The sequence below is a fragment of the Enterococcus rivorum genome, from assembly GCF_001742285.1.
In the GTDB taxonomy this organism is placed as follows: domain Bacteria; phylum Bacillota; class Bacilli; order Lactobacillales; family Enterococcaceae; genus Enterococcus_L; species Enterococcus_L rivorum.
Map to the genome: position 1 here is coordinate 25,608 of NZ_MIEK01000008.1, position 15,345 is coordinate 40,952.

Here is a 15,345-nt window from a genome sequence, read left to right on the forward strand (position 1 = left end):
TTTTACCTATTATACGGAAAGAAAGTCTCTCGTGCAAAGTTTCTGAAAAAATTCTTTCTGTTCATTTGTGAAATAATTCGCTACAATAGAAACGAATAGTTACTATTCAAAGAAAATTGTATTGTAAGGAGCCTATTATTTAAATGAACACTATTGTTTTCGATGTTGATGACACGATTTATGATCAACAACAGCCGTTTCTAAATGCGGTGCTTCGCATTTTTCCAGAAGTAAAAGAATCAGATATTCATCCTTTATACATTCGTTTCCGTTTTCACAGTGATGAGACCTTTTCAAAAGTCGTTTCAAACGAATGGTCTATTAACTATATGAGGACCTATCGAATTAATGAATCACTGAAAGATCTAGGGTATTCAGAGCCTTCTGAAATGCAGTCTACGCTCTTCCAACAAATTTACGAAGATGAGTTAGACAATATTGTTATGCATCCAGAAGTAAAAAGACTTTTAGATTATCTGAAAGAAAAAAATATTCCTATCGGAATTATTACCAATGGTCCCACTGACCATCAATATAAAAAAGTGAAGCAGCTTAATTTAGAAAACTGGGTTCCTACTGATAATATTATCATTTCTCAAAGCACTGGTTATCAAAAACCTGATAAAGAAATTTTCTACTTAGCTGCCAAACAATTTAAGATGGAGCCTGATAAAACACTTTACGTTGGAGATAGCTTTGAAAATGATGTCGCAGGAGCTTATAATGGCGGTTGGCATTCTGTTTGGTTTAATCATCGCTTACGGTCACTTCCTGAAAAAGAAGAAGCTACTCATCTCTTTGAAATTCAATCTTTTGATACTCTTTTTGAAACAATTACAAAAATATTTAAATAGTAACATAATAAAAGTAAGAGGATGAGACAAAACTAAAAATCAGTTTTGTTTCATCCTCTAAATGTGAATAAGCGGTGGTCAAAAGTCTGGGTCTTCGGACTTTTCCCGCAAGTCACTCAAATCATAAAGCGTATGCGCTTTGCGATCCAATTTCTCGCCCAAAAACGACCTCTGTCTCAACCTCTCTCTTATTTACTAAATAAAAAGTTATGACTAACTATTCCCCTATACTTAAAATAGTCCGAATATCTTCTTCCGTCATCTTAGACAACTGCTCTTCATTTCCTTGAATTACTTTTTGGAAAAGTTCTCGTTTTTCTTGCTGTAATGAATCCATTTTCTCTTCAACGGTTCCTTCAGCAATCATTCGCCAAACTTCTACAACATTTTTTTGACCAATCCGATGTGCTCGGCCAGCCGCTTGTTCTTCTACTGCTGGATTCCACCACAAATCATACAAAATAACCGTATCCGCGCCTGTCAAATTTAATCCTGTTCCTCCTGCTTTTAAAGAAATTAGAAAGACATCTCGCTCTCCTTCATTAAATGCATCTGCCATTTCAATTCGATCTTTTGGTTTCGTACTTCCTCTAAGGTAAAAGGTATCTAACCCAAGCTCATTTAACTCTTTTTCTAATAATGAAAGCATGCTAGTAAATTGGGAAAATAGCAGAACGCGTCGATGGTTCTCTTTTGCAGCGAGCAACATATCTTTCACTTGCTCTACTTTTCCAGAACCACCTGTATAATCATCAATGAAAAGTCTAGGATCACAACAAATTTGTCTTAATCGAGTCAATCCAGCTAAAATGCTCAACCGATTCTTCTTAAAACTATCCTGATCCATCTGACTAACATCTTCTTGCATTTTCTTTAAATAAGCCAAGTAAACCATTTTTTGTTCTTCAGTCAAAACACTATACAAATTGCTATCAATTTTTTCAGGAAGATCATCCAAGACGGTTTTCTTATCTCGTCTTAAAATAAACGGTTGAATAATTCTAGCAACTTCCTCTGGCTTCAGCTCTCTAAACTTCGCTTTAGCAGGGAATAATCCTGGTAGAATCATTTGAAAAATAGACCATAGTTCGTCTAAATTATTTTCAACAGGCGTGCCACTTAAAGCAAAGCGCTGCGGAATCGTTAAACTTTTAATGGCTTGTGCTGTTTTAGTCCTACTATTTTTAACCATCTGTGCTTCATCTAAAATTAAATAGCCAACATTTAATGAACGATACAATTCTACATCTTGACGCATACTAGCATAGGATGTGATAAAAACATCTTGTTGAGTATCTTCTAATAACTTTTCTCGTTCTACCTTATTTCCAGCAATAACTTGCGAGTTTAAATCTGGAGCAAATTTTTTAATTTCAGCTTGCCAATTATAAATTAAGCTTGCAGGAGCAACGATTAATGCCACTCCTTTTTGCTCCTTACTTTCTTTTTCAGAAAGTAGGTACGTAATTGTTTGTAAGGTTTTTCCTAGACCCATTTCGTCAGCCAAAATGCCTCCAAATTGATAATAACTAAGCATTTTTAACCATTTAAATCCATCCACTTGATAATTTCTTAGCGTAGCTTGAATCCCTTTCGGTAAAGTAACTTCGAATTCTTCTGGGTTAGTCAAATAGCCAACCATTTGTTTAAAAGAATCAGAGAAATGAGCTCGATGATTGTTCTCAAGCATATTTTCAATCATTAATCCTTGGTTTCGTGGCACTTGAATAGTACCATTGACTTGCTTCATGTTTTTTCTCAGCATCATTAATATTTCACTAGTCTGAGTAAATTCCTCTGACTCTAAAGAGAGGATTTCTCCCGTATTTAATGTATAAAACTGATCATTCCTTAATAAACTTGCCAGTACGGAATCAATTTCTTCTTCATCTATTCCTGTAATATCAAAACGTACATCTAACCATGAATCAGAATCAGATACTTGAATTGTCGGACGATGCTGTTGTGCATCTAAAAACAGTTCTCTTAGTTTTTTCCCCATATGAACTTCACCGAAACGGCGAAAAGTTGGAATTTCTGCTTTTAAAAAGTAATAAAGTTGTTCCCCAGCAGGTAGAACTTTTTCAAACCCACTACCATTTTCCTTGTAAGAAAAACCTTTTGCCAATTCAAAAATTTCTTGTTCTTTAAGAGTATTACGAATCACTTCTTGATTGTCTTTCGAAAGAACTGTATGCTTGTCATCCGTCGAAAATACTACTTCTCCATATTGAAAATCAACCCGTAAATAAATATTCCCTCGAACTTTCCTAAAAACAAATAGGGCTTGTAAAGGATGATGTACCACCTCAGCTGCTACTTCTGGTGAAATAATGACTTCTCCAATTTTTCGCAACAATGGAATAACTGAGCTAAATAAATCAGAAATCTCAGATTTTTTATATTCAATTTTAGGTTGATTAATCCGTTTTAATAATTGCAATAAGGTTGTATAGATTTCTTCTTGTTCTTGTGTGAAAGTAAAAATTTTTTCTTTACTTATCCCCCAATGATAATGAGCTAAAAATAACATTAATTCATCTTGAATTAGTAATTGATAGCTGTCTTCCTCCTGCTTAGTGACGATAAATCGAATAGGTAAGTTTTCCTGACTGAAAGCTATTTTTCGATAATTCAATTCACCTGCAACTAAATGAAAACGGCCCGTTCTGTCAATTTTTTCTATGATTTCTTGGGCTTGATCGATTGGAACAATTAGGTAACGCTTATCGATTTTCCCTTTCACTTGTACACCATTCGCTCCCAATAATTGGCTTGTCTGGAAAATACCTGTCAATTCTTTTAAAAGTTCCTGATTTTCTATTGAAAAAGCCTCTTTTTTCAACTCAAAATAGTGTTGTTTATTGACGATAAACACAGATTCCTTCTGATAGGAAAGTAAAAATTCACCGATATTCTTTACAATATATGTTTTTGGCTTAACCCCTTTGTAACCAATTCTTAGTGATAAACCTAATACCGATAACTCAGTATAGTAGTTATTCGTTTCAATCACGTCTAGTAAAAATTCAACCACTAAAGGAGTGATCTTTTTCTTTTCTTCTAAATGGCTTAATTTCGAAAAGCCTCTTGTAAACATTTCAGATACAGAAGTCGTTCGTTTTTCTAAAGGAGCAGGCTCTCCTAGTTTGATTACTCGAGAAATCCCTCTCTTTTTTAGCGAAAGTTCAACTGCTACTGTATGCTTACAATAGCCATGTTCTAACCAATAGGGACACTCGCAAACATCATTTTCTTTGGTTGTTCCGTCTAATTCGACTAAGTACATTTCACTGCCTAAAACTTCAGCTACCCAAACCATTTTTGATGGGTCTTGAACAACAGATAGCACACGACCTTCCTTTACATAGTCACGACCTCTTTCAACAATTCTCTCTGGGATACTCCACTTCATTTTCTCACCTCCATTGCTTTCTATGCTAGTTGATAGTTTACATTACTTTGTCCGTTCCCATTTGTTTGAATTTGTAATTGCTGTGAAATTCGAGCTTTTAATTCTCCTACATGACTAATAATCCCAATCATTCGGCCTTCATTTTCGATCGTTTCTAACGCCTCCATAGCCATTTCTAGTGCTTCCTCATCTAAGGAACCAAATCCTTCATCAATAAACAGCGCCTCAATCAAGACCCCTCCAGCTTGCTCTTGAATCACTTCTGCTAGTGATAAAGCTAAAGCAAGGGCGGCAATGAAACTTTCACCTCCTGATAATGTATGAGCGCTCCGACTAGTTCCGGCATTATCATCATAGACATTGATTTCTAAGCCTGTTTGATTTTTGTAACTTCCAGAAGTTTTGTTCAATTCAAACTGATATCGATTTTTTGTTAAAGCTCCTAAACGTAAATTCGCTACTTTTAGCACTTCTTCAAGGTAGGTTTGAAGTACATAACGTTCCAAGCTAGTTTTACTTGGATTATTCCCATTTACAGTATCCGCTAACTGTTGTAAAGCAGAAGCTTCCTCTAATTTTTTTTGATTAGTATTAATTAATTCTATTACTTGCTTAAAAATCTCTTGATTCGCAGTAATTTTTTCTTGTAATTGATAAAAAATTGCTTCTTTTGTTTGAATTTTTTTAGTTAAAAAGTCTATTTCTGCTATAACTATTTCTAAATCAGGTAATTCTTTCTCTTTTAATTCCTCCATAATTGATTCAAACGCATAAACAAGTTGACTCTTTTCTTGTTCGAAAGCTAGTATTTTTTCTTTTAACTGCTCTATGGAATCTCGCTGCGCTAGTCGTTCTCTCAATTGTTGTTCATTGATTTCAAAAGGCGCTTTTGAAATCGTTTGTTTTAAATCAGCAATCAGTACTTGTTGAGCTACTTCATGTTCTTCTAATTGTTCTAGATTATATTTTCCTGTATTGTCTAACAATAGCTGTTCTTCCATCAATTCATTCAGCACTTTGGTTAGTCGGGTTTGTTCCTCTTCCCAATCATTTACTTGTTGTTCCAACAACTCTATTTGTCGTTGGAGTGTTTCTAATGTTACGTCAGGATTAACTAGTTGTTTTAAAAGAGTTTTCAGTTGTCCTTCCAAACTGATTTTTTCCTGAGTTAGCTGTTGCAGTAATAGGGTTTGTTTTTCGACTATAATTTGCTGTTTTTTTAACGTGTCTTCCAAAAGCTCAAGGGTTTCTATTTTCACTGCTAACATAGCTAACTTTTCTTTATTTGCGCTTTCTTGATTACTAAACCATTCATTCTGTTCTTTTACAGCTCCATCTGTTAGTTCTATTTCGTTGACATAGTCTAAGTTAGATAGCTTGTTTTCTAATATCTCAGTTATTTTTTTTCGTTGTTGTTTTTGATCCGCTTGCTTTTCTAGTAACTCTTTTTCTAAATGAATAATTGTCGTTTGAAGCGTCACTTTTTCTTCTTCTAATTTCTGTAATTCTTTTTCCTTAGTATCCAACAACGCCTCAGATACTTGAATTTCCTCTATCGAATACTCACGATGCTCTTCCTTGAAGGGATGCTCTAGCGCTCCACAAACTGGGCAAGCTTCTCCATCAACAAGCAGCAAACTTAAACGCCCAATTTGCATTCTTGCCCATTGGCTTTTGGCCGCAGTCACTTCTTCTGCAATAAGAATCGTTGCGTTTATTTTTCTTTGTAATCGTTGCTTTTCTAGACGAACTTGTTCTTCTAATTCAACAATTTTTTTGGATATCAATTTTTGACTCTGCCATTCAGTCAGAAAAACTTGCCATTGTTCTTGCTGTCTTTCTAAGATCATTTGCTGTCTTTCCAAAGCAGCTTTTTTTTCAATCTCTTTGTTTAATAACTCTTGCTCTTGTTGATATTTTTCAAGCTCAGAAGTTTGTTGATGCAACTCTTTTTCAACCTTCGTTAGTATGTTTTGTTTTTCATTTAAAGCTTGTTGAAGTTCGCTATAACTTTCATATAATGGCAGTTGAAATTGAAGTTGAGTTATTTGCTGTTTTTGTGCTTTTATGTCATTTTCTTGCTTTCTATTTTCTTTTTGTTCTCGATTGCTTTTCTTAAGCAAATCATCTAATTCTATTTGGGTCTTTCTATATTCACTTTCTTTTTGTTGGCACTTTTGAATGATTTTCTCTGTTTCATCTAACTTTTCTATTAACCGTTGCTGTTGAAGCGCCCATTCAGTTAATTTCAACTCATTTTTAAGTTGGTCTATTTCTTCTGCTTGTTCTTCTAGTTCTTGGAGCTGTTTCATTAATTTTTCTTTTTTCTCGAATTGTTGAACCAGTTGCTCTTCTGCATACTTTTCTTGCTCTTTATTTTTTTTCTGTTCTTGAAGTTTTTCTAGACGCTCTTTTTTTGTTTGCTGTTGCCGAACCATCTGTTGTTGTTGAATTTCTAGATAATCAAGCTCTTGATCCACTGTCAGTTCTTCAACAGGGGTTTCCCAATAAATCTGTTCCATTTTTGCTTGAATCAATTGTTGAGTAGTTTCTATTCCTTTATTTGTTTCCTTTAATCTAATCTTCAACTTCTCATTTACTGCCTGATATAACTGAGTTCCGAATAAATTCCGTAATACTTTTTCTTTCTCATCACTATTGGCTATAAGAAATGTACGAAATTCTCCTTGTGGAAGTAAAACGATTTGGGCAAACTGATTCGCATCTAAATGAAGTAACTCTTGAATGAATTGATCCACTTCTCGACGCTTTGTGTATTCTTTCAGCTCTTTTCCCGCTTGATTTTTTACTATTAATGAAATCTTTGCAGGTTGTACTCGTGTCCCTTCTCCACGCTTTTTATACAATTCTTGTTCTGGTTTTCGATTGATTTCATAACAATACTCACCATGAGAAAAAGTAAAGCAAACCTCCGTTGGTTCTGAAGCATCAGCAAACGTCGAGCGCATTTCTTTTCCTTGTCTCAATTTTCCAGAACTTTCTCCAAATAAAGCATAGCTCATCCCATCGAAGATTGTCGTTTTTCCTGAGCCAGTCTTTCCACTAATTAGGAACAACGAGGAATCTTCAAAACAAGTGAAATCAATGGTTTCTTTAATATATGGACCAAAATTTTTCAACCCTAAAGTTAATGGTTTCACCCTATTCCCCTCTTTCTTCTTGATGGATGCTTTTTAGACTATCTTCAACCCATTTTACTTGCTGACTAGTCAGTTTTTCGTGGGTCACTTCTTCAAAAAATTGTTCAACTAATTCTAGTGGTGCTAACTTTTTTAAACTTGGTTTAACTGAATTTTTATTTATTGGATTATCTCTGCCATAAAGTCTTTCTACGCCAATGATTCTTGGGTAGACTTGACGCAAACGATTCATCATATTGGAAATAACCGCTCGATCTGTAAGCTGAATATGGATATAATCATTTCGGTTCAAGTTTTCATAAAATGTTTGATCTGTTAATTCAGAAAATGAGCCTTGCAATTGTTTTATATCTCTTAGAGGTTGCAACTCTCTAAATCGGAAAATGGTCGTATTTTTATCTGTATCAACAATCCAAACCCCTTTTTCTTGGTTCATTTCAGATAAAGAAAACTTTAATGGCGAACCACTATATCGAGCATTTTTTCCGTTTAATGCATTTTTACCATGGAGGTGCCCTAAAGCAACATAATCAAAATCTTCCAGATAGCTTAAAGGAACTGTATCCAAACCACCAACTGTTAATTTTGTTTCAGATTCTGTTTTTTCACTTCCAGCAACGAAAAAATGGCTAACTAGGACATGTGATTTTTCAGGATCAAACTTTTTCTTCATTTCTTCAATTACCACTGACATTGCCTGATCGATAGTGCGAATTTCATCCATTTCAAAATGAAGACGAGCGGCAATTGGCTCAAAATAAGGAAGTAAAAAAAATTGCGTATCCATAAATTCAACTGGCTGAAATGCCTGTTCTAAACGTGTTGCTAAGTGAAAGTTCAAATATGAGAACCAAGGTCCTCCCGTTTCTAAACGTGTACTACTATCATGGTTACCTGAAATAGCAAAGACTGGATACTTATCGATTAAATTCATTTGAATCATCATGTCATTAAATGTTTCCACCGCCTCAACCGCAGGAACAGAGCGATCATATAAATCACCTGCAATAACAATTCCATCTACGGCTTCCTCTTTCGCTATCGCTAATATCTGCTGAAACGCATGCCTTTGTTCTTCTAGCAGATCGTAGCCATGAAGTTTTTTTCCAATATGCCAATCAGCTGTATGTAAAAAACGCATTTTTTCACCTTCCTGTATCAATCAAGTCAGAGTTTACCTTTTATTTTATCGACAATAAAAAAAGGGCTTCTTACTATTATAACAAATTTAGACCATTTAATGGGAAAGAATAACTTTCGTTCCCAAGCTTTCTCATTTACCAATACACCAGATTTAATAACAAGCGTCAGGCTTTTTCTTTATACTCTTAAAACCTCAAAAAGAAGCGCCTTAAAACATTACGTTTTAAAGCACTTCTTTATTATATTATTCTTTAATCTGATAGATAAAATTCGGGTCTATTTCTTTATCGACTGTATCAAAAGCTAACTGTAACCGTTTTTCTACCTCGGCAATTCCTTCTTTATCGATTTTCTTAATATCACTGATGTCTATTGGTTCACCAAAACGAACAATAACTTTGCGTCGCTTCAATAAATCTTTGAAGGTTAATGGACCTTGATATACAGCTGGAACAATTTTAACTTTAGCCATTTTAGCGATTAAAGAGACACCTCCTTTTAATTCTGCTGAATGACGAGTGCCACTTGGAAACATAATCAAACTTAGGTCTGTATTTTTTAACGTTTTTATTGGCGTCTTAATTGCACTTGGCGCAGGATTCTCTCGATCCACGGGAAATGCATTGGCATGTTTCAGAATAAAACGTAATATAGGATTTTTAAATAATTCCTTCTTAGCCATGAAACTAAATTTTTTTGGAGAGCCTGCTACTGCCAAATATAAAGGTTCCCACCATGTTCTATGAGGAGCCACTAGAATATAATTTTCATTTTGAGGCAGTCGGTCTTTTTTTTCATAATGGGCATTGCCATTAATGATGAGCAAAACGACACGAACTACACCACGCATAAATGTAAAAAACATAACTTTCTTCCTTTCTTTTTGTCTGCTACTAGTATGACGAAATCAAACCATTTTTACAAGTCTTTTTCCTTCGCTTTTCTAAGAGTTTTAAAAGTAGTATAATACAGAAGCAGTAATCATCTGTCAATTAAAGAAACTCATTAACTAATTATCCAAAGGAGAGTTTTATGTTATTATCTGGTGAACGCATCGATCAATTATATGCTGATGGCATTCAAATTATCCAAAGTAAAGAAGTATTCTCATTTTCATTAGATGCTGTCTTGTTAGCAAATTTTCCTAACTTACCAAAATCAGGTAAAATCGTTGATTTATGTGCTGGAAATGGAGCAGTAGGACTTTTTGCTAGTCAAAAAACAAAAGCAAAAATTATTCAAGTCGAACTTCAATCTCGTCTAGCAGATATGGGAAAACGAAGTATCACTTTAAATAAATTAGAAAATCAAGTTGAAATGCTAGAGCTCGATTTAAAAGAAGCCGCTACCGTAATCAAACCCGATTCTGTTGATTTAGTCCTATGTAACCCGCCCTATTTTAAAGAATTGCCTACAAGCATTAAAAATCCTAATCCTTATCTAGCAATTGCCCGACATGAAATCCATACCTCTTTAGAAGAAGTTATCACAGTCTCGGCAAAACTTTTGAAAACAAACGGACGCTTAGCAATGGTCCATCGACCGGATCGCTTTTTAGATATCCTTCATGCCATGGAGCAAGCAAAAATTGCCCCAAAAAGAATAAGATTCGTCTATCCAAAAGAAGGAAGAGAAGCAAATACTTTGTTAATTGAAGGAATTAAACATGGAAAAAAAGATGGATTTAAAGTGCTTCCCCCTCTATTTACATACGATGAAGATAACAATTATTCAGCAGAAATGAAGGCTATGCTTTATGGCAACTGATCATTATTTCTATGTTCTCCATTGTAAAGATAACACTTTTTATGGTGGCTACACGACCGATCCAAAACGACGATTGAAAGAGCATAACAACGGAACTGGAGCAAAATACACACGAATCCTTTCTCGCTTACCGGTAAAAATGATTCATATTGAAAAATTTGCTACTCGTAGCGAAGCAACTAAAGCAGAATATGCTTTCAAAAAATTGCCTAGACAAATGAAAGAGAACTATTTAAATAAGGCCAAAGCTAACGAAGCTAATAACTAGTAAAAAATAAGAAGGAGGATGGAACAAAACTAAAAATCAGTTTTGTTTCATCCTCTAAATCTGAATAAACGGTGGTCGAAAGTCTGGGGCTTCTTTCTCATTCTCTTTTATCTATTCGATCCATTTTTTGTATGAGTTCTCTTTGCATTTTGTAAAGCAAGAATAAAATAAAGAAAAGATTGAGTCCTAAAAACAACAAAACGATTTTCCACGTAAAGAAGCTAATCACTAACCAAAGGACAAAAAATGGGCTATTTTTCAAAATAAACGGTTGATAGTCATGAACATGTTTTGAATAGACAATGACATTGGCAAGTATTCCTCCAAAAAAGAACAATAACGCTGCACCTATTGTCAAAACGATATAAGATGACTGAACCGCTCCTTGAATGTAGTTTGCGTATATCACACTACTCATTCCTAAGCCTGTGAAAACAAAGTAATGGGAATAAATCCAAACTAAACCAGCCGTCTCTCTTTCTTCCGCAACACCTGATTTATAGGCTGTATGATAGAATAAAAAAAGAAGTAATACTAGGAGAAAAAAGAAAATACTTTCAATGGCTATCTGATTATACTCAATTGTTCTTGCTACAGTTATAACCGCTTCACCAAACAGCAAAAGTGTAAGTAAACTAAAGCGCTCTTTTAAATGTCCAAACTTAGTTGGAAATTTCTGAAGAGACTTCCTCATAATCAAAGGAAAACTGGCAACGATTATAATCGACAATGCATAGAGCGTGAAACGTAGCTGGAAACGTCCCCACGGAAAAATTGTAACAAACCCAATCACACTTCCTAGCCCTAAGATAGCAGATATTTGGTTGCACAGAATCCTCGTCTCATCGTCCTCTACCGTATGCATCTTTAAATAATATTGGATTGCAATGCTAAGAAATAAAATAGAAGTGACTCCTGCAAAAGTGATATACGTCAATTCAAAATTTTCATGAATTGTTTGAGCTAAAACAGCAACCCAAAACATATCAAACAATAGAAATAGCGGACTGGAAGAATCATTTTCAAAAAAACGATTCGCAAAAACTGTTTGATACGTCCAAATTGTCCAAAAAACTAAAGCTATCATTAAAAATTCAACAATATTCTTCAAGGCAAACATTTTATCACTTTGAACCACCAAAACCACTGCTATTCGACTAAGGGCGTAGGCAAAAATCAAATCATAAAATAGCTCGTATACTGTTACTTCCTGCTTTTTTGACATTACTTTTCCACCTTATCTTTCCTCTTCTTTTGATTCCAGACTTAATATGAAACAAATATGTTTTCTTTATTATATCTGCTATATTCATCTCATACAAAAATAGCGATATTTAATTCCTTTTTTCACAGGGGGCAAAAAAATTTTTTGAATCAATTCATCCGTGCACAACAAGCCGTTCTTTTCTCGTGATATAATGACCATCAATAGATAAATAGCTTTTAGAAAAGGAGGGAGCTTTTGAAACTAAACCGAATGTTTGAAATTGTCTATCTCTTGCTAGAAAGAAAAAAAGTCACAGCAGATGAATTAGCAAAGCATTTTGAAGTATCAAAAAGAACTATTTTACGTGATATAGAAGCCTTATCCATCGCTGGCATTCCAATTTTTACTAGCAAAGGAAAAGGTGGAGGCATTTCACTTCTTGAAAACTACGTATTAAATAAAGCAGTGCTATCAACAGATGAACAGAACCAAATTATTTTTGCGTTACAAAGCTTAGCAGCTACTGAAAATCTAGATTCCCAGGATATTTTGTCTAAACTACAAGCATTATTTAAAAAAACTGACACTAACTGGATTGAAGTAAACTTTTCTCGTTGGGGAAATGAAGATATTGACAATAAAAAATTTGAACTCTTAAAACAGACTATTATCGAAAATGTTGCAATTTCATTTACCTATGCGAACTCTAATGGACATACTAGCCAAAAAAAAGTCTACCCGTTAAAGTTATTATTCAAATCTAAAGCGTGGTATCTACAAGCCTATTGTTTATTGAATCAAGAATGTAGAGTATATAAAATCAATCGGATGAACGAGATTGATTCAGAAAATGAAACTTTTTCTAGACAAAACATTGAAATACCAAAAATTGAAAATACCAGTGATGCCTTTAAAGATACATTATGTTTAAACCTCCTTTTTTCAAAGGATAGTACATTCAGGGTTTATGATGAATTTAATGCAAGTGATATAAAAATGAATGACGATGGTTCACTTCTTGTATCGACTCAACTCCCAGATGACTATTGGTTGTATTCATTCCTTTTGTCACTAGGTACAGGTGTAAGAGTCCTATCACCCCAAAAAGTAAAAGAAAATTTACTGGCACAAATGGACGAAATGAAGAAAATGTATTTAGAATCATAAAGTGACAGACAGGTGTCACCTTATGTATGATAGTATCTACCTATAAGCAAGAAAGGAGTGCTAAATTATGGTACGACCAACAACCAAGGTAGATTTAATCACAGCAACAAATAATGAGTTCAAAAAATTGTGGGAACTTATCGATAGTATGAGTGAGCGAGAGCAAAATACAGATTTTGAATTTAGTGAAGAATTTTTACAAAAAAGAAAAGAGGGGCATTGGAAACGGGATAAAAACTTACGTGATGTTTTAATCCATTTACATGAATGGCACCAATTGCTTCTTAACTGGGTAAAGTCAAATCAAAAAGGAACAGCAATTCCCTTTATACCTGAACCTTACAATTGGAGAACTTACGGTCAATTAAATATTGATTTTGTAGCGAAACATCAAGAAACCTCTTTATTAAAAGCAAAAGAATTGCTTAAAAACAGCCATCAAGAAGTATCAGAAATGATTGAATCCTTCACTAATGAAGAGCTATTTTCAAAAAATGAGCTCCCTTGGACTGGAACTTCCACTCTAGGAAGTTATTGTGTTTCTGCCACCTCTAGTCACTATGAATGGGCACAAAAAAAAGTTAGACAACAAATCAAAACACTGAATAAATAATCCATCAAAAAAGGACTTGCCTTGGCAAATCCTTTTTTTGACATTATAATCTCTATTTCATGGTTCTATACTATTTTGTGCTGGTTGAAATTCCTAAAGGAAAATTCACCAGCAATTTTTTGAGTGTTCAAACACAAAAAAAGGACAACAAGCTGATAAAATGAAATCGACAAAAAACACAATTCATCAGAAAGGTTGTTCCTCTATGGACAAGAATAACAGAATTTTACTTAGACTAACAGCTAAACATCTCTCCTTATAACCAATTACTCAAGTTGGTATTTCCAAATGTCCAACTCGTCACTGACTGTTTTCACATTGTCCAACAGATGAATCGAGCCTTAAATCAACTGCGGATAAAGACCATGAATTCTTTTCAGCATTCCTCTCCACAACAGCAGAAGCAGTACCGTCAACTCAAACGGTATTGGAAGTTACTTTTAAATGATTCAGTTGAATTGGATAGTCAACATCATTGCTAGCATTCCCTATTCAAACGTCCATTAACTCAAACAGATATTGTCGATGAATTACTCAGCCACAATTCAACCTTGCGTATTGCTTACGATACCGTTCAATTTCTCAAATATGCATTTACTCATCAAAATGACAAGTGTTTCCTTAAAGAGCTTGATACGCTAGATTTCCGATTGCCTTTCTGGTTCAAAAAGAAACTGAGATTCTTCAAAAAGCATAAACAAGGAATGGCTAACGCTTTCTGTTTTTCTTTTTCTAACGGGATTACAGAAGGGGTGAATCACAAGATTAAGGTAATCAAACGGGTTGTTTATGGCTACCGTAATATCTATCATTTTCGTTCACCTATTTACATTGTTCAAGGTCTTATTTTTTCATAGCATTAACAGGAGAAATAGACGAATATCTCCGCAGCTATAAGGGCAAATCGGGAATTAGCGGCTGTGTATCCATGTTCTTACAGCTGCTTTGACTCGATGTAGGAATGGAATTGGCATGGGTTTCGCCAAGTCGCTTCCGGCCAGCTGCCCAGATCATTCGCGCTTTTTTCCATCTTTCAAAAAAACTTAAAACAAAAACCAGAGATTCTCTGTTTTTTGTTTCAAGCTCTTCGATTTTATTCAGTTTTTTGTTTTACCAATAGGATTTGATATAAAACCTATTTCATTAGTTAGTAACTTATTATGAAACTATATGTTACATAATAAGTTAAAAAACTTTTTAATCAACAATTTCTGCCCCTAAAACACTCTTGAAATGATTCAAAGCCCAACTATGCCCAACAGGATCAAAACTGGCTACAGCATCTTTACGAACAAAGATTTTATAGCCTAAATTGTAGGCATCAACTGCTGTATGCAAGACACAAATATCAGTGCAAACTCCCGTTAAATATACTTCTGACACGCCTCTCTCTCTTAGACGGATATCAAGATCCGTTCCACTAAAGGCTGAATAATGACGCTTATCTATCCAATAAACATTCTGACGTTCTTTTGTAGATTCATATAAATCTAATAACGAGCCATACAACTCTCTACCAGCTTTGCCTTCAATATTGTGAGGTGGAAAAAGTTCTTGCTCTGGGTGATACAAATCGTCTGTTTTATGACAATCTATTGCATAAACTACAAAGTCACCATTTTCTGTGAATTCTTTCGTAACCGCCACTAAATTTTTTTCAATATTTTGACCATCTATAGCAGTTGTTAAGGCTCCTCTTGTAGCTACAAAATCGTTCGTATAGTCAATTGAAAGTAACGCTCTCATTCAT

At 34.4% G+C, this 15,345-nt stretch carries 11 protein-coding genes and 1 pseudogene; 6 read left to right on the forward strand and 6 right to left on the reverse strand.

The window, feature by feature from the left end; all coding sequences use genetic code 11:
• The first annotated feature begins 143 nt into the window (after positions 1–143).
• Positions 144–854 carry an HAD family hydrolase gene (locus BCR26_RS03840; protein ID WP_069697655.1) on the forward strand — a complete coding sequence of 237 codons (711 nt, stop codon included), beginning with the start codon at positions 144–146 and terminating at the stop codon, positions 852–854.
• Between the two features lie 217 nt (positions 855–1,071).
• Here the strand turns inward: BCR26_RS03840 and BCR26_RS03845 are convergent, their stop codons facing one another.
• The 4 genes from BCR26_RS03845 to BCR26_RS03860 form a co-directional block, all read right to left on the reverse strand.
• On the reverse strand, positions 1,072–4,269 hold the full coding sequence (locus BCR26_RS03845) for a DEAD/DEAH box helicase (protein WP_069697656.1): 3,198 nt from the start codon (positions 4,267–4,269) through the stop codon (positions 1,072–1,074).
• 20 nt (positions 4,270–4,289) lie between these two features.
• A complete protein-coding gene (locus BCR26_RS03850) occupies positions 4,290–7,430 on the reverse strand; it encodes an AAA family ATPase (RefSeq protein ID WP_069697657.1) in 3,141 nt (1,046 codons plus the stop codon).
• 1 nt (position 7,431) lies between these two features.
• Positions 7,432–8,571 carry an exonuclease SbcCD subunit D gene (locus BCR26_RS03855; RefSeq protein ID WP_069697658.1) on the reverse strand — a complete coding sequence of 380 codons (1,140 nt, stop codon included), beginning with the start codon at positions 8,569–8,571 and terminating at the stop codon, positions 7,432–7,434.
• Between the two features lie 246 nt (positions 8,572–8,817).
• Positions 8,818–9,438 (reverse strand): lysophospholipid acyltransferase family protein, encoded by a 621-nt coding sequence (locus tag BCR26_RS03860; protein WP_069697659.1) that lies wholly within the window; start codon positions 9,436–9,438, stop codon positions 8,818–8,820.
• A 167-nt stretch (positions 9,439–9,605) separates the two neighbouring features.
• Here BCR26_RS03860 and BCR26_RS03865 point away from each other — a divergent pair, with 167 nt between their 5' ends.
• Together BCR26_RS03865 and BCR26_RS03870 are read left to right on the forward strand one after the other, a co-directional pair.
• Positions 9,606–10,340: a tRNA1(Val) (adenine(37)-N6)-methyltransferase gene (locus BCR26_RS03865; RefSeq protein ID WP_069697660.1), complete on the forward strand. Its 735-nt coding sequence runs from the start codon at positions 9,606–9,608 to the stop codon at positions 10,338–10,340.
• Positions 10,330–10,608 (forward strand): GIY-YIG nuclease family protein, encoded by a 279-nt coding sequence (locus tag BCR26_RS03870; RefSeq protein ID WP_069697661.1) that lies wholly within the window; start codon positions 10,330–10,332, stop codon positions 10,606–10,608. Before BCR26_RS03865 ends, BCR26_RS03870 begins: the two co-directional genes overlap by 11 nt.
• 97 nt (positions 10,609–10,705) lie before the next feature.
• Here BCR26_RS03870 and BCR26_RS03875 read toward each other — a convergent pair whose 3' ends face one another.
• Entirely contained in the window at positions 10,706–11,833 is a 1,128-nt protein-coding gene (locus BCR26_RS03875) for a low temperature requirement protein A (RefSeq protein ID WP_069697662.1), read from the reverse strand.
• A gap of 237 nt (positions 11,834–12,070) precedes the next feature.
• Between BCR26_RS03875 and BCR26_RS03880 the strand changes: the two genes are divergently transcribed.
• The 3 genes and pseudogenes from BCR26_RS03880 to BCR26_RS18915 all read left to right on the forward strand — a co-directional run bounded on the left by BCR26_RS03880 (position 12,071) and on the right by BCR26_RS18915 (position 14,452).
• The gene (locus BCR26_RS03880; RefSeq protein WP_069697663.1) at positions 12,071–12,982 is read left to right on the forward strand and encodes a helix-turn-helix transcriptional regulator; all 912 of its coding nucleotides are present in this window, start codon (positions 12,071–12,073) and stop codon (positions 12,980–12,982) included.
• Between the two features lie 67 nt (positions 12,983–13,049).
• Positions 13,050–13,595, forward strand: a complete 546-nt coding sequence (locus tag BCR26_RS03885; protein ID WP_069697664.1) for a ClbS/DfsB family four-helix bundle protein — start codon at positions 13,050–13,052, stop codon at positions 13,593–13,595.
• A 248-nt stretch (positions 13,596–13,843) separates the two neighbouring features.
• Positions 13,844–14,452, forward strand: a pseudogene (locus BCR26_RS18915) (transposase).
• A 340-nt stretch (positions 14,453–14,792) separates the two neighbouring features.
• Here BCR26_RS18915 and BCR26_RS03890 read toward each other — a convergent pair.
• Complete coding sequence (locus BCR26_RS03890; RefSeq protein WP_069697665.1) at positions 14,793–15,341, reverse strand: cysteine hydrolase family protein; 549 nt, start codon at positions 15,339–15,341, stop codon at positions 14,793–14,795.
• Between the last annotated feature and the right edge of the window lie 4 nt (positions 15,342–15,345).